14 protein-coding genes are annotated in these 14,525 nt (G+C 64.6%); 5 read left to right on the forward strand and 9 right to left on the reverse strand.

Features of this window, described 5'->3' with window-relative positions:
• The first annotated feature begins 37 nt into the window (after nt 1–37).
• Together KFK14_RS03955 and KFK14_RS03960 are read left to right on the forward strand one after the other, a co-directional pair.
• Nucleotides 38–559: a DUF2239 family protein gene (locus tag KFK14_RS03955; RefSeq protein ID WP_212609946.1), complete on the forward strand. Its 522-nt coding sequence runs from the start codon at nt 38–40 to the stop codon at nt 557–559.
• Nucleotides 560–632: 73 nt separating this feature from the next.
• A complete protein-coding gene (locus tag KFK14_RS03960; RefSeq protein WP_070156686.1) occupies nt 633–1,103 on the forward strand; it encodes a nuclear transport factor 2 family protein in 471 nt (156 codons plus the stop codon).
• Between the two features lie 152 nt (nt 1,104–1,255).
• Here the strand turns inward: KFK14_RS03960 and KFK14_RS03965 are convergent, their stop codons facing one another.
• From KFK14_RS03965 to lptF, 3 genes are all read right to left on the reverse strand, one after another.
• Nucleotides 1,256–2,404 carry an N-acetyltransferase gene (locus tag KFK14_RS03965; protein WP_070156685.1) on the reverse strand — a complete coding sequence of 383 codons (1,149 nt, stop codon included), beginning with the start codon at nt 2,402–2,404 and terminating at the stop codon, nt 1,256–1,258.
• Nucleotides 2,405–2,486: 82 nt separating this feature from the next.
• Nucleotides 2,487–3,590, reverse strand: a complete 1,104-nt coding sequence (lptG, locus tag KFK14_RS03970) for an LPS export ABC transporter permease LptG (protein ID WP_212609947.1) — start codon at nt 3,588–3,590, stop codon at nt 2,487–2,489.
• 14 nt (nt 3,591–3,604) lie between these two features.
• Nucleotides 3,605–4,813 (reverse strand): LPS export ABC transporter permease LptF, encoded by a 1,209-nt coding sequence (gene lptF, locus KFK14_RS03975; protein ID WP_212609948.1) that lies wholly within the window; start codon nt 4,811–4,813, stop codon nt 3,605–3,607.
• 137 nt (nt 4,814–4,950) lie between these two features.
• Between lptF and KFK14_RS03980 the strand changes: the two genes are divergently transcribed.
• The 3 genes from KFK14_RS03980 to KFK14_RS03990 all read left to right on the forward strand — a co-directional run bounded on the left by KFK14_RS03980 (nt 4,951) and on the right by KFK14_RS03990 (nt 7,497).
• Nucleotides 4,951–5,487 (forward strand): DUF2141 domain-containing protein, encoded by a 537-nt coding sequence (locus KFK14_RS03980; protein ID WP_139139318.1) that lies wholly within the window; start codon nt 4,951–4,953, stop codon nt 5,485–5,487.
• 21 nt (nt 5,488–5,508) lie between these two features.
• The gene (locus KFK14_RS03985; RefSeq protein WP_212609949.1) at nt 5,509–6,477 is read left to right on the forward strand and encodes a diacylglycerol/lipid kinase family protein; all 969 of its coding nucleotides are present in this window, start codon (nt 5,509–5,511) and stop codon (nt 6,475–6,477) included.
• A 111-nt stretch (nt 6,478–6,588) separates the two neighbouring features.
• Nucleotides 6,589–7,497, forward strand: coding sequence for a hypothetical protein (locus tag KFK14_RS03990; RefSeq protein WP_212609950.1), 909 nt, complete (start codon nt 6,589–6,591; stop codon nt 7,495–7,497).
• Here the strand turns inward: KFK14_RS03990 and KFK14_RS03995 are convergent.
• From KFK14_RS03995 to obgE, 6 genes are all read right to left on the reverse strand, one after another.
• Nucleotides 7,454–9,451, reverse strand: a complete 1,998-nt coding sequence (locus tag KFK14_RS03995; RefSeq protein ID WP_212609951.1) for an ATP-binding protein — start codon at nt 9,449–9,451, stop codon at nt 7,454–7,456. The genes KFK14_RS03990 and KFK14_RS03995 overlap by 44 nt on opposite strands.
• 90 nt (nt 9,452–9,541) lie before the next feature.
• Complete coding sequence (gene spt, locus KFK14_RS04000; RefSeq protein ID WP_246524859.1) at nt 9,542–10,810, reverse strand: serine palmitoyltransferase; 1,269 nt, start codon at nt 10,808–10,810, stop codon at nt 9,542–9,544.
• Nucleotides 10,811–10,946: 136 nt separating this feature from the next.
• Nucleotides 10,947–11,189 carry an acyl carrier protein gene (locus tag KFK14_RS04005; RefSeq protein ID WP_212609952.1) on the reverse strand — a complete coding sequence of 81 codons (243 nt, stop codon included), beginning with the start codon at nt 11,187–11,189 and terminating at the stop codon, nt 10,947–10,949.
• Nucleotides 11,190–11,344: 155 nt separating this feature from the next.
• Nucleotides 11,345–12,256: an SDR family oxidoreductase gene (locus KFK14_RS04010; RefSeq protein ID WP_212609953.1), complete on the reverse strand. Its 912-nt coding sequence runs from the start codon at nt 12,254–12,256 to the stop codon at nt 11,345–11,347.
• A gap of 23 nt (nt 12,257–12,279) precedes the next feature.
• Complete coding sequence (proB, locus tag KFK14_RS04015) at nt 12,280–13,422, reverse strand: glutamate 5-kinase (protein WP_212609954.1); 1,143 nt, start codon at nt 13,420–13,422, stop codon at nt 12,280–12,282.
• Nucleotides 13,407–14,477, reverse strand: coding sequence for a GTPase ObgE (gene obgE, locus KFK14_RS04020; protein ID WP_212609955.1), 1,071 nt, complete (start codon nt 14,475–14,477; stop codon nt 13,407–13,409). The genes proB and obgE overlap by 16 nt, the downstream gene beginning before the upstream one ends.
• Nucleotides 14,478–14,525: the final 48 nt, after the last annotated feature.

Consider the following 14,525-nt stretch of genomic DNA (forward strand, 5'->3'; position numbering starts at 1 on the left):
ATCCGGGTAATAATAGCCGGACCGAAGGAGATTCGGCATGGCGCGCACGTTGACGGCCTTTGCGGGCGATTATTGGATCGGGACGGGCGAGGAGGCGGAGATACGCGCCGCCATGCGCGCGATGGATGGCGATGCGCCGATGATCCTGGTCTTTGACGATGCGACCGGGCGGCAGGTGGACATCGACCTGCGGGGGCCGGGGCATGAACCGGCGCGGGGGCGGGGCAGGCCCAGGCTTGGCGTGCAGGCGCGCGAGGTGACCTTGCTGCCGCGCCATTGGGAATGGCTGGGCGCGCAGCCGGGCGGGGCGTCGGTTACGCTGCGCAAGCTGGTTGAGGCGGCGCGCAAGGAAGGGACCGCTCAGCCATCGCCCCGCGCCGCGATGGATGCCGCCTATCATTTCCTGACGGCGATGGCGGGCGACCGGCCGGGATATGAAGCGGTCATCCGGGCGCTTTACGCGAAAGACCGGGACGGATTTGTGAAGATGTCGGAAGGATGGCCATCCGCAGTGCGGGATCATGGACTGGCTCTGGCCATGCCCGCATTCGATGCCTGATCCCGCGCCTCTGACAACCGGTAGTTACTGGCCGCTCCGGGTGGCCTAATAACGTCAGAAAGAGGAGACATGCATGGATAGGATCGATCAGCTTCTGGCCATAGAGGCGATCAAGCAGCTCAAGGCGCGCTATTTCCGCCTGATGGATACGAAGGACTGGGCCAATCTGCGCACGGTCTTTTGCGACGACGCGATTTTCGATGCCCGCCCGTCATTGAGCATAGATGGCCAGGCGCCGGATGGCATGGCCGCGGAAAGCAATGACTGGGTGTATGAAGGCGGCGACGAAGTGGTCGAGTTCATCAGCACCGTTATCGGCACAAAGACGACCGTGCATCATGGCCATTGCCACGAGATCAGCATCGAGAGCGACACGCGGGCGACCGGCGTCATCGCGATGGAGGACCAGATATGGGAGCAGGACGGGACAATGGTCCTGCACGGCACCGGCCATTATCATGAGACCTATCATTGCGTGGAGGGGCAGTGGCGCATCCATCGCTCGCGGATCACCCGGCTGTCGATTCGGCTGGGCGAGGCATAGGGGTGGCGGCGCTGGGGCCTGACCTGTTTAGATGGACGCGTGCTCCTGCGAAAGCAGGAGCCCAGGGCCTCAAAGCGCCAAGCCGCCCTGGACTCCTGCCTTCGCAGGAGTACGCGGCGCTGTAACGATCGGGGGACGCGCCCCTACGGCCCCTACAGCGTCTTGTCGTAGACCTGATAGATTTTGTTGACCCGGCTCTCGATCGCCTCGGCGATGGCGTTCATGCCCTGATTGTCGTCGAGCACCCAGCCAATCTCGCCGCGGGTCGCGCCATAGTCGGTAATGGCGGCGCGGCGGATATATTCGATCATCATGAAGGCGAGCTGGCTGGCCATGCGGGAGGATTGCAACCGCTGGACCACGCCCATCAGCGGCACGCGCATCGTGCGGACCTTGGGCTTGCGCAGCCATAGCAGCAGCTTCGCCCAGCCGAAGGGCAGCAGCGAACCGTTGAGCGGCTTGATGGCTTCATTGAGGTCGGGCAGCGTCATCATGAAGGCCACAGGCTCGCCATCCAGTTCGGCGACCATGATCAGATCCTCAAACACGATGGGTTTCAGCTTCTTGCCGGTAAAGGCCACTTCGCTGTCAGTGATCGGCACGAAGCCCCAGTTGCGGCCCCAGGCGTCGTTGAGGATGCCAAGGATGATCGCAGCCTCCTTGTCGAAGTGAGACTTGTCGACCTTGCGGATGTTGATCCGCGGGCTTTTCTCGCCCGACTGGACGATACGCTGGATCAGCGGCGGGAAGTCCTTGGTGATGTCGAGATCATAGGTTTTGAGCTGCTTCACGGGGGCATAGCCGGCGGATTCGATCCACGGCTGATAGGCGGCGCTGTTATGGCCCATCATGACCGTGGGCGGATGGTCATGGCCCTCGATCAGCAGGCCCGGCTCCTCCCAGATGGAAAGCGAAAGCGGGCCAAGCACGCGAGTCATGCCCTTCCCGCGCAGCCATTCCTCGGCGGTGGACAGCAAAGCGGCGGCGGTTTCCGCGTCCTTCGCCTCGAACAAGCCGAAATTGCCGGTGCCCGGACCCATGCCCTGTTCCGGCGTGATGGTCAGCGCCAGACGGTCGATATGGGCGGAGATGCGGCCAGTGACTTCCGCGCCACGCCGGGCCAGGAAATATTGCGCCTCGGCATGTTCGAAAAAGGGATTCTTCCCCGGCGTCAGCAGGCCGTAGACTTCGCTCTTGAGCGGGGCGACCCAGTTGGGATCGTTGGCGTAGATCGTCCACGGCAGGTCCACAAAGGCCTTCAGGTCGGCCTTTCCGGCTACGGGCGTGACTGTAACGGACATGGGGCCTCCCGGTTCGCGCTGAAGCGTTCGACGGCTCTAGTTTCTTTCCGGGGAAAAGAAAGGGCGTTCCCTATTCCGCCTTCTATTCCTCTGTGCGGATCAACACGGTTTCGCCGACGAGAAGGAACAGGAGGAACGGCGCCCAGGCGGCCATGAAGGGCGGATATGCGCCCAGATTGCCCATCGCCAGCGCGAAATTGTCCGCCACGAAATAAGTGAAGCCCAGCGCCATGCCGATGACGGCGCGGATGAACAGCCGTCCGGACCGCGCCAGGCCGAAGGCGGCGACGGACCCCAGAAGCGGCATCAGCACGGCGGAAAGCGGGCCGGAGAATTTGTGCCACAGGCTCCCCTCCAGCGCGGCGGTGGGACGGCCCGCATCCTTGAGGTCGGCAATGGCCATGCCCAGCTCGTTGGCGGTCAGGCCGTCAGCATCGACCTTGGCCAGAGTGAACTGGTCGGGGCGGATGTCGGGGCCGAAGCGGATGGTGCCGATCGCCTTGCCGGTGCCGCGCGTCACATCGAATTGCTGCGCGTCCTGCAGCACCCAGCCCTTGCCCGCCTGCGCGTCGAAATGGGCGCGGGGGGCCTGGATGATGCTGATCAGCGTATTGTCGACCCGGTTGAAGATCACGATCTTGCGCAACTGGGTCGCCTTGCCGCGCCCGGCGATGATCCCGGCGTTGATCAGGTTGTTGCCGTCGCGCACCCAGGCGTTGGTCTTTACGCCGCTGTCGGTCGGGATCGGCCCGTAATCGACATTGGACCAGGCGTCGAGCGCGGCGGTCGAAGGGGAGACGATGCGGTCGTTGAAGACGAAGCTGATCCCCGCAATGCCGATGGCGACGACGATCAGCGGCGCGAGAATCTGGTGCGCGGACAGGCCCGCCGCCTTCATCGCGATCACCTCGCTATTCTGGTTCAGCGTCGCCAGCGTGATCAGCGTGCCCAGCAGGACCGCGAAAGGCAGGAAGCGCGCGATGATCTGCGGCGCGCGCAGGAAGATATAGTGCCAGAGCTGCGCGTCGCCATTGCCCTTATAGGCCAGGATATTGCCCGATTCCCCCAGCAGGTCGAGCGTCTGGAGCACGATGACGAGCAGCGCCAGCACGGCGAAGCTGCGCGTCAGGAACAGGCGGCCCATATAGAGGGCCATCGTCCGGGAGGGGAAGAATTGAAGCTGCATGCCTTATCCGCCCCCTAGGCCGCCTGCACCGGCTTGCGGCCGAAGCGGAAGAATTTGGCGACCCGTCCGCCGATCTTGGCGAAGGCATATTCCAGCGCGCCGATCGGCTGGCCGCCCGGCCGGTGCGCGACCACATGATACATCCACAGGATCAGCGCGGCGACGGCGCAGAAGGGCACCCACAGGGCGAAGATCGGATTGATCCGGCCCAGCGCGCCGACCGCTTCGCCATATTCGTTGATCTTGTGATAGGTCACGATGAACACGATCGAGAGGAACACGCCCAGCGCCGATGTCGACCGCTTGGGCGGGATGGCGAAGGCGAGGGCGGCGAGCGGCAGCAGCAGCATCATCGCCACCTCCACCAGCCGGAAATGGAAATTGGCGCGGACCTCCGCGCGCAGGGCGGGGCTGGATTCCGGCGCCTTGCCCACGCGCACCAGTTCCGGGATCGTCAGTTCCCGGTCGGCATCGCCGCGGCCGCGGAAATTCTCGATCTGCGGCAGGTCGATGGGCAGGTCGTGGCTGGAAAAGCTGAGGATGCGGGGCGTCTTATATTTGGGATCGTCATGGACGAGCACGCCATTGTGCAGGCGGAAGATGATCGTGTCGGGATCGTCGGTCGCAAGGAAGGTGCCCTGCGCGGCGGTGACGGCCAGCGTCTGCCCGTCCTTGCCATTGGCGCGCACAAAAATGCCCTGGAGGTTGCGGCCGGCGTCGCGGCTCTGTTCGATCCGCATCGTCATCTTCTTGCCCAGATTCGTGAACTCGCCGACCTTGATCGATGCGCCCAGAGCGCCTGAGCGCAGTTCGAAGCGCAGCCCCTCATAGGCATAGCGGGCATAGGGCTGGACGAAGCCCACGATAGCGAGATTCACCAGCGCCAGGGCGATGGCGTACATATAGGGCACGCGCAGCAACCGGCCGTAGGACAGGCCGACGGCGCGGAACACGTCCAGTTCCGACGACAGGGCCAGCTTGCGGAAGGCCAGCAATATGCCCAGCATCAGCCCGATCGGAATGCCGAGCGAGAGATATTCCGGCAGCATATTGGCCAGCATGCGCCACACGACGCTGACCGGGCCGCCCTCCGCCGCAACGAAGTCGAACAGGCGCAGCATCTTGTCCAGCACCAGCAGCATGGCGGAGATCACCAGCGTACCGATGAGGGGAACGGCGATCAGCCGGGCGATGTAGCGGTCAGTGGCGGTCAGGAATTTCAATATGTGGTCGTCCCATCACCATGTTTTGGCCGCAAACCCCTTCCATATCAACAGCACGGGGCGAACAGGGGCTCGCTCGCGCCGGTGTGGAAAAACGCCATGCCGGGCGGGCTATAGCTTCCAGGAGAGTGTTGGTCATGTCGAATTTTCCAGGTCTGCCGAAACTGGCGGCGCTCGCAGCTTCTGCGGCGTTCGTGCTGGCTGGCGCGCCTGCGGTCGCTGGCGCAGCGGCGCTTGGCCCGCAGGCTGAGGCTTGCGAGAGCAATGGGTCGGCCGTGCTGGTCCATGTCGAGGGATTCAAGTCGCGATCCGGCCTGCTGCGTGTCCAGCTATACGAAGCCAATCCCAAGACGTTCCTTGAGAAAAAGCAGTATGTCGAGCGAATCGAACTGCCGGTGACGAAGGCGGGCGCGATGAATGTCTGCGTATCCGTGCCGAAGCCGGGCAATTACGCGCTCTATGTCCGCCATTATGTCGAGGGCAAGGGCGAGGGCAGCAGCAAGAGCGACGGCGGCGGTTTTTCCGGCAATCCGCAGATGAGCCTGATGGACCTTGCCTTCAAGCGGAAGCCCGACCTCAACAAGACCAAATTCTCGGTCGGCGGATCGACGGCGGAGGTCAAGGTCGTACTCAACTATGTGCAGGGCTTGAGCTTCAAGCCTATCGGCGCCTGACGGGAGGATTGCGGCAAGAATATGGTCTGCGTGGCGCTCCTGTCCAATCCCAAGTCAACCGGCAACCGGCAGTCGCTGCCGCGCGTCCGTACATTCTGCGCCAATAATCCCGACATCTTCCATTATGAGGTGGAGCATGTCGACCAGATCGGCCGGGCGCTGCAGACCATCGCCCGCGTCGAACCGTCCGTCATCGTCATCAATGGCGGCGACGGCACGGTGCAGGCGGCGCTGACCGAACTGTATCAGGGCGAACATTTCACCGACAAGGTGCCGCCGATCGCGGTGCTGCCCAACGGCAAGACCAATCTGATCGCGCTGGACCTGGGCATTCATGGCGACCCGATCAAGGCGCTGGAGCGGATCGTTGATATCGCCAAGACCGGCCTCGACAAGCATGTGGTGGCGCGCGAACTGATCGCGCTGACCGACGGGCAGGCGGGAAGCCGGCCGGTGCTGGGCATGTTCCTGGGCGGGGCGGGCCTGGCCGATTATATCCTCTATTGCCGCAACAAGATTTACCCGCTGGGCCTGTCCAATACGGTCAGCCATGTGCTGACGGCGATTGCCGTGGTGCTGTCGCTGCTGTTCGGCATCCGGGGCAAATATATGCCGCCCGCGACCCGGCCGGTGTCGATCTCGCTGATCCGCGAGGGGCAGCTTGCCGGGCGCTTCACGGTGCTGATCGTGACGACGCTGGAACGGCTTCTGCTCGGCGCGCGAACGACCGAGGAGGCGCGGGGCAGCATGAAGCTGATGGCGGTCGACCAGAATGGCCCGGCGCTGTTCCGGGCTGTCGTAGCGATCCTGTCCGGCCGGTTCGGCACGCGGCGGATGCAGGGCATCCATCTGGAACAGGGCGACACGATCCGCATCGAGGGCGACCGCAGCAGCGTGATCCTGGACGGCGAATTGTTCGAGGCGAATGAGGGCCATCCGATCGTGCTGCGGTCGACGACGCCGGTGCCGTTCCTGCGGTTGGCGGCTTAGTCAAAGCATATATACACCACCGTTCGGGCTGAGCTTGTCGAAGCCCTGCACTTCTTCTCAAGAACAGGACAGCCCTTCGACAAGCTCAGGGCGAACGGGGTAAGGGAAATTATGTCCTCTCCTCTGGAAACTCTCGTCGCCGCCGAACTTGCCGAACCCGCTGATCCGCGCGCTGTCGCCATGGCGGCTGCGCTGGCGGCGCAATATCCTGGCGCGGCGCGGGCGGTGCTGTTTTATGGATCGTGCCTGCGGGAAAAGAATCTCGACGGGCTGATGCTCGATTTCTACCTGATCGTGTCGGATTATCGCGTGGCCTATGGCAAGCGCTGGCTGGCCAGCGCCAACCGGCTGATCCCGCCCAATGTCTTTCCCTTCGAACATGAAGGGCTGATCTCCAAATATGCAGTGCTGAGCGAGGCGGATTTCGCGCGGCTGTGCAGCGTCAGTGCGCCCGATCCCTCTGTATGGGCGCGGTTCGCGCAACCCAGCCGCCTGATATGGGCGGCGGATGAACGCGCCCGGACAATGGCGCAGGCCGCCGTCGCGCAGGCCGCGCCGACATTGGTGGCGCTGACGGAACCGGCGATGGAGCCGGGCGAGGCTGAGGCTGATCCGCTGGCGGTCTGGCGATCCGGTTTCACCCTGACCTATGGCGCTGAACTGCGCGCCGAACGGGCCGCGCGGCCAGGGTCGATTGTCGATGCCGATCCGGGGCGTTATCGCCGGTTCGGCGTGGCCGCCAGAGAGGTCGCGGGTCAGTCGCCCAGCGTCGCTTCAACCGAAGCGCGCGAGGGTGCGCGCGCCGGATGGCGGAGAATGCAACGTCGGGGCAAGCGAACGGTGGTCCTGCGCCTCATCAAGGCCAGCTTCACCTTCGCGGGCGGGATCGATTATCTCGCGTGGAAGATCAACCGGCACGCCGGGACAAAGATCGTCATCAAGCCGTGGCAGCGGCGCTGGCCGCTGGCGGGCGCGATTACTCTGCTGCCGCGGCTGTTTCGGAGCGGTGCGATCCGGTGATCGCCTGACTGATGGCGGCGGACAGGCCGCCCAGGGTGAAGGGCTTGCGCAGCACCGGATGCCCCCGGAACATCGCGCTGTCCTCGACATCGCCGGCATAGCCGGTGACGAACAGGACGGGCAGATGCTGAAACTCGTCCGCCCACTGCCGCACCATTTCCGGCCCGGTCATTTCCGGCATCAGCACGTCCGTAATGACAAGGCCGATGTCGCGATGCTTGGCCAGCATGCCCGCGGCGTTGGCGGGATGGTCGCAGCCGATGGGCAGATGGCCCAGCTCCGCCAGCGCGTCGATGGTCTGCGCCAGCACGCGGGGATCATCCTCCACCACCAGGATGCGGGTCGGCGGTTGATCCGTGGTTTCCGCTTCGGCGGGCGACAGGGTGACGGGCGCGCTGCCCTCTCCCTCGACGATGCGGCGGGGCAGGAATAGCTGAACCTGCGTGCCCTGGCCGGGCTGCGACAATATGCGGATCTCGCCCTGACACTGGCGCACGAAGCCGAAGATCTGGGACAGGCCAAGGCCGGTGCCCTTGCCGATCGGCTTGGTGGTGAAGAAGGGTTCAAATACGCGGGCCAGCACTTCGGGCGTCATGCCGCAGCCGGAATCGCCGACTGAGAGCAACACATAGTCGCCCTCCGGGCACTCCCCGATTTCGCCTTCGGTCAATGTCGCGCGGCTGGTCGAGATGGTGAGGACGCCGCGCCCCTCCATCGCATCGCGCGCATTGACGCACAGGTTGAGGATGGCGTTTTCCATCTGATGCCGGTCGACGAAGATCGCCCAGCCGCCCGCATCCTTGTGCAGTTCGACGCGGATCTGGTCGCCGATCGTGCGGTCGATCAGGTCGACCATGCCAGTGATCAGCTTGTCCGCGCTGACGGCCGAGGGCAGCAGCGGTTCGGACCGGGCGAAGGCGAGTAGGCGGCGGGTCAGGGCGGAGGCGCGATTGGCGCCCTCCATCGCATTGTCGATATGCCGTTCCGCATCCGCCGGTTCTTCGCGCAGCTTGCGCCGGGCCAGTTCCAGCCCGCCGACGACCACCGCCAGCATATTGTTGAAGTCGTGGGCGATGCCGCCGGTCAACTGGCCCACCGCTTCCATCTTCTGCATCTGGCGCAGGCTTTCCTCCGCGGCGGCGCGGTCCAGCGCCTCCTGATGCAGCATGCGGTTGGCGTCCTGAAGCTCCGCGGTGCGCGCGGCGACGGCCGCCTCCAGCCCCCATGCCCGCTGCGCTTCGGAATCGGCGAGACGCCGGGCGAAACGGCGGTCGTTCAGCGCCGCATTCGCCGCCCATGCCGCAAACAGGCCGCCCACGACCAGCACCAGGCCAACAAGCCGGTAGGTATAAGCGAGATTTTCATTGCGGTTGTTCGACTGGCTGACGGCGGCGTTGCGCTCCCGCAGCCGGGCGTTTTCGGTATTGATCACATCGCGCAGGAGCGTGTTGATGCGTTCGAGATTTTCCGCGCGGCCCGCATCATGGAATTGGGCGAGCGCGCCCATCCGCTGATCATAGGTGGTGCGCAGGCCGATTTCGCTCAGCGTCTTGCCGCGATCCGCATAGGCGATGCGCAAATGGCGGACGAGCGTCCTTTGATGCTCATCATCGCGAGTGGAGAAGGCCAGAGCATCCAGCTCCGCCCCGGCCCCGCGCCATTGCGACTGGAACAGGCGGCCGGTGTCGGGATCAAGGCTGATGACATAACGGGCGAGGCTGCTTTCCGCCTTCGCCATCGATCCGTCGAGACGGCGGGCGAGGGTGATCACCTCATAGCTGTGGCGTTGCCGGTTGAGCGCCTGGTCGCGCTCGCTCGACGCGGTGCTCGCAATATAGAGCAGAGCGCCAAGCGCGAGTATGAGGGGAATGCCGAGAAGAAAGGGCAGGGCGCGCTGAAGGCTTTCCAGCCATGCCGGAATCTCCTCATCGCCGAAGATCGAAAACCTGTCCATCTGCTTGCAATCTAATCCAGAATGCCGCGCGGGGAAAGGAGAGCCTTCATTCCGTCCCTGGCGAGAGTCAATTCGCCGCCAGCGTAACGATCAGGCGATGGCGCCGACCGCCTTGCCCGCCGCCTCGAACATGCCAATGATGTGAGTCACTTGCTCGTCCGAATGCTCCGCGCAGAGGGAGCAGCGCAGCAGGAATGTGCCCGCTGGCGTCGCCGGGGGCCGCGCCATGTTCACATAGAGGCCCAGTTCCAGCAGCGCCTGCCAGATGGCGACGGCCTGCATCTGGTCCGTCAGGATCACCGCGATGATCGCGGACTGCGGCGTCTTGGTGCCGAGCGTGAAGCCGAGATCGGTCAGCCCCTTGTGCAGACGCTGGCTGTTCTTCCACAGATGCGCGCGCTTCTCGCCCGCATGCATCAGCTTGCGGATCGATGTCGCGGCGGTGGCGACGACGCTGGGCGGCAGCGAGGCGGTGAACACATAGGGACGGCAGACGAGGCGCATCACCTCAAACTTCGGATGGTTCGACACGCAGAAGCCGCCGACCGTGCCGACCGACTTGGAGAATGTGCCGACGATGAAATCGACATCCTTCTCGACCCCCTGCTCCTCATAGACGCCGCGTCCGTTGGGGCCGAAGAAGCCCATGCCATGCGCCTCGTCCACCAGGATCATGCAGTTGGCGTGCTTGCGTACCGCCGCCACCATGTCCGGCAGCGGGGCCACGTCGCCGAGCATCGAATAGACGCCCTCCAGCACCACCAGCTTCAGCGCGTCGGCAGGCAGACGGCCGAGGCGCTTGTCCAGATCCTCGACGCTGTTGTGGCGGAAACGGACGATCTCCGCATCGCCCAGGAAGCAGCCGTCATAGATGGAAGCGTGGCTGTCGGCGTCCAGAATGACATAATCGCCCTTGCCCGCCAGCGTCGAGATCATGCCCAGATTGGCCTGATAGCCGGTGGAGAACACCATGGCCGACGAGGTGCCGTAAAATTCCTTGAGCGCGTCCTCGACTTCCTTATGCCCCTGATAGGTGCCGTTGAGGACGCGGCTGCCGGTGGTGCCCGCGCCGAATTCGTCCAGCGCCTTCTTGCCCGCGGCGACAACATCCGGGTCGAAGGTCATGCCCATATAATTATAGGTGCCGAGCAGGATGGTGTCCTTGCCCTTGATGACCGCCTGCGTCGGCGACTTCACTTCATCCATGACGATGGCGAAGGGATCGCGCACGCCAGTCGCCAACAGCGCCTCGCGCTCGGCGATCAGCGGATCGAACTTGGAGAACAGGTCGCGGTCGACGGATGCGGCAACGGGCGCGGCGGCGTGGGCATCAAGCTTGGTGGCAGTGGCTTCGGTCATGATCTCATCCGTTTCAAACCGTTCAGGCTGAGCGAAGTCGAAGCCCTCGCCTGAGCCGTGGCGAAGGCTTTATGCCTCGCTCCGCTCGGCAGAGCCCTTCGACTTCGCTCAGGGTGAACGGCACTATAATTCCTGTTCAGCTCTTAAGCTTGGCGACTGCATCGACGAGCTGGCCCACCGTCTCGATCTCCGCCTGCATGTTCATGGTGATGATGATGTCGAACTCATCCTCGATCGCGGCGACGAAATCCATGACGGTCAGGCTGTCCCACTCCAGGTCGCCCGCAAAAGTCGTGGTTTCGGTAAGCGCGATCTCCTTCTTGTTGAAGGGGGCGATCTGCGCCGTGACGCTGTCGAATATGTTCTGGCGATCCGTCATTATCATGTCCCGATGGGTAGTGCGGCGAAAACAGGCCGTGGTGTCTGCTCCTGCGGCATATGCTTTGGCAAGCGAATAAGGCCGCAATCGGGCAGCTTCTAGCCCTAATGTGCCCGTGTAGCCCCACTATGTCCGGCCAGGCGATGGCGCGGGGGTCAGCTTGCGGCCTTCAGCCACCCCTTTGCGCGATAGGCCTTCACTGTGTTGGAGAGGCCTGCGGGCATGCCCACCACCGGCTGCCAGATGGCGGGCGGCACGCGCATGGACGGATTGGAGACCCAATCGGGATGACAGAAGTAGCTGACCCGGTCGGTCGTGAGCTTTGCGCCCTTCCCACGGAACAGGCCGTCCGCGCGCGCGGCGGTGTTGAGCAGCCAGCGCGGCGCGGCGAGCGTGCGGACATCCTCGCGGCCGACAGCCTTGCCGACGGCCCTGCCGAAATCGGCATGGCTCCACCCGCCGGGCGTGCCGTCATCGACCTCATAAATTTGGGCGACGCTGTCCGACCGGTCCTCGCACAAGGCGAGGAGGAGATGGGCGAGGTCATGCACCTCGATCACCGACAGCCTGCCATCGGGCGGCAAGACCATCAGCCCGCGCGAGGCCATGCGGAACAGCTCCAGCATCTCCTGATCGCCGGGGCCGTAAATGGCGGGCGGGCGGACGATCGTCCAGTCGAGGCCACCGGCCATCACATGCCGTTCGGCAAGCTCCTTCGACCAGCCATAGCTCGACAGCTCCGGCTCCCGCGCGGCGAGCGAGGAGACATGCACCATGCGGCGGACGGCGCCGCGACGGATGGCGTCGACCAGGAACATCGTGCCCTTGACGTTGCCGTCGATAAAGCCCTGCCGGTTATGGGCGTTCACCACGCCCGCAATGTGCAGCACGGCGTCTGCATCCGCGACCAGCCGGTCCAGACTGTCCGCATCGTCCAGCGCGCCCGCTATCCACGTCACGCCCTTGCGCGCAGGCTGCGGACGGCGGGTGAGGGCGTTGACGGTGAAACCGCGCGACAAAGCGAGGTCAAGCGTAGCAGCGCCGACGAATCCCGTCGCGCCGGTCATGGCAATCCGCATTCCGGTCACTTTCAAAGCATGACCATATGGTCGCGGTGGACAAGCACGGAGCGGGAGACTTCGCCAAGGATCGCCGCAATCTCCTCGCTGCGGCGACCGGCGATCTTCACCGCATCCTCAGAATCATATTCGGACAGGCCGCGCGCGATGGTGCGTCCGTCCTCGGCCAATATGTCGATGACGTCGCCGCGTACGAATACGCCGGAAACGTCCCTTACGCCCGCGGGCAGCAGGCTGTTGCCGCGCGCCAATGCGCCCGCAGCGCCAGCGTCGACAGTGATCCGGCCGCGCGTGGTCAGCCGCCCGGCAAGCCATGTCTTGCGCGCGCGCTTGCCCGCCGCCGCCTGGAATATCGTGCCGCGCCCTTCGCCGGCCCATGCCGACAGCGGCGAATCCCGGTGGCCGGTGATGATGGCGAGGTGCGCGCCAGCGCCCGTCGCGATCTTCGCCGCCTCAATCTTGGAGAGCATGCCCCCCGACCCCATGCCTGATCCCGAACCGCCGTCCGCCATCGCCTCTATCGCGGAATCGATCCGCTCCACCCTCTCTACCAACATCGCGCTGGCATCGACCTGCGGATTGGCCGTGTAAAGCCCGTCCACGTCAGATAGCAGCACAACCGCGTCAGCACGCGCCGCCTGCCCGATGCGGGCGGCGAGACGGTCATTGTCGCCGAAGCGGATTTCGGCGGTGGCGACGCTGTCATTCTCATTCACCACCGGCACGATGCCGAGCGACAGCAGCCGTTCGAGCGTGGCGGAGGCGTTGAGATAGCGACGGCGATTTTCCAGATCGTCGAGCGTCACCAGCATTTGCGCGGCGGTCAGGTCGCGCTCGCCAAGCACGGTGGCCCATGTCTGCGACAGGGCGATCTGACCCACGGCGGCGGACGCCTGCGCATCCTCCAGGCTGCCGCGTCCGCCTTTCGGCAGGCCAAGGCGGCGCGCGCCGAGCGCGATTGCGCCGGACGAGACGATGACGATCTGCTGCCCTTCCGCCCTGCGCGCGGCGATGTCGGCGGCGACGGTGCGCAGCCAATGGTCGCGCACCGCGCCGGACGGATCGACCAGCAGGGCGGACCCGATCTTTACGACGATGCGGCGGCAGAGGGCGGGCGGGAATCCGGCCAGGGTCTCGGTCAGATCGGCGACCATGTGTCCGCTTCCCCCTCATCCCCTTCGCCGTCTTCGTCAGCCCTTGCCTCGCGCGCCCGGTCGCCAAGGACGGGGATGATGACGTCGAGCAGTTCGGACACGCCTTCGCCGGTCGCGCCGGATATGATGTGGATGTCCTCTGCGCCAGCCTCGCGGAGCTGTGCCGCGATGTCCTCCATCAGCTCCTCGCCCAGCAGGTCGCCCTTGTTGATCGCGATGATCTGCGGCTTTTCGTCCAGCCCCGCGCCATAAGCCGACAGTTCGTCCTGAACGATGCGCCACGCCTCGACCGGATCGTCGCCATTGGCGTCGATCAGGTGCAGCAGGACGCGGCACCGCTCGATATGGCCAAGGAAGCGATCGCCGATCCCTGCGCCCTCCGCCGCGCCTTCGATCAGGCCGGGGATATCGGCCAGCACGAACTCGCGGCCCTTATGGCTGACAACGCCCAGTTGCGGCTTTGTGGTGGTGAAGGGATAGTCGCCGACCTTCGCCTTGGTATTCGTCACCTGATTGATGAAGGTGGACTTGCCAGCATTGGGCAGGCCGACAAGGCCGACATCGGCCAGCAGTTTCAGCCGCAGCCAGACCCACATCTCCTCGCCCGGCCAGCCGGTGCCGTGCTGGCGTGGGGCGCGGTTGGTGCTGGTCTTGTAGCTGAGATTGCCGCGTCCGCCGTCGCCGCCGCGCAGGAATACGACTTCCTTGCCCGCCTCCAGGAAATCGGCCAGGATTTCGCCTTCCTCGCCATCTTCGGGATCGGAAATGATCTGGGTGCCGATGGGGACCTTGATGACCAGATCCTTGCCGCCAGCGCCCGTGCGGTTCTTGCCCGCGCCGCCATGGCCGCGCTCCGCCTTGAAATGCTGGGTATATCGGAAGTCGATCAGGGTGTTCAGACCCTCGACCGCCACGAAGATGATGTCGCCGCCCTTGCCGCCGTCGCCGCCGTCCGGGCCGCCATATTCGATGAACTTTTCGCGCCGGAACGCGACGGCGCCGGGGCCGCCGGTACCCGATTTGATGAAGATTTTTGCCTGGTCGAGAAAATGCATCGGCGGCCCTTAGCCCCATTCCCGCACAAGTTAAACCATTGCCGTATT

The sequence above is a fragment of the Sphingobium phenoxybenzoativorans genome, from assembly GCF_018286635.1.
Taxonomy (GTDB): Bacteria; Pseudomonadota; Alphaproteobacteria; order Sphingomonadales; family Sphingomonadaceae; genus Sphingobium; species Sphingobium phenoxybenzoativorans.

Bases quoted from the DNA above. Each gene is read 5' to 3' on its own strand.
- KFK14_RS04010 (WP_212609953.1), bottom strand. From the start codon at position 12,256: ATGACCGGCGCGACGGGATTCGTCGGCGCTGCTACGCTTGACCTCGCT.
- spt (WP_246524859.1), bottom strand. From the start codon at position 10,810: ATGACCGAAGCCACTGCCACCAAGCTTGATGCCCACGCCGCCGCGCCC.
- KFK14_RS03995 (WP_212609951.1), bottom strand. From the start codon at position 9,451: ATGGACAGGTTTTCGATCTTCGGCGATGAGGAGATTCCGGCATGGCTG.
- KFK14_RS03955 (WP_212609946.1), top strand. From the start codon at position 38: ATGGCGCGCACGTTGACGGCCTTTGCGGGCGATTATTGGATCGGGACG.
- KFK14_RS03960 (WP_070156686.1), top strand. From the start codon at position 633: ATGGATAGGATCGATCAGCTTCTGGCCATAGAGGCGATCAAGCAGCTC.
- proB (WP_212609954.1), bottom strand. From the start codon at position 13,422: ATGGTCGCCGATCTGACCGAGACCCTGGCCGGATTCCCGCCCGCCCTC.
- obgE (WP_212609955.1), bottom strand. From the start codon at position 14,477: ATGCATTTTCTCGACCAGGCAAAAATCTTCATCAAATCGGGTACCGGC.
- KFK14_RS03980 (WP_139139318.1), top strand. From the start codon at position 4,951: ATGTCGAATTTTCCAGGTCTGCCGAAACTGGCGGCGCTCGCAGCTTCT.
- KFK14_RS03965 (WP_070156685.1), bottom strand. From the start codon at position 2,404: ATGTCCGTTACAGTCACGCCCGTAGCCGGAAAGGCCGACCTGAAGGCC.
- KFK14_RS03985 (WP_212609949.1), top strand. From the start codon at position 5,509: ATGGTCTGCGTGGCGCTCCTGTCCAATCCCAAGTCAACCGGCAACCGG.
- lptG (WP_212609947.1), bottom strand. From the start codon at position 3,590: ATGCAGCTTCAATTCTTCCCCTCCCGGACGATGGCCCTCTATATGGGC.
- KFK14_RS03990 (WP_212609950.1), top strand. From the start codon at position 6,589: ATGTCCTCTCCTCTGGAAACTCTCGTCGCCGCCGAACTTGCCGAACCC.
- KFK14_RS04005 (WP_212609952.1), bottom strand. From the start codon at position 11,189: ATGACGGATCGCCAGAACATATTCGACAGCGTCACGGCGCAGATCGCC.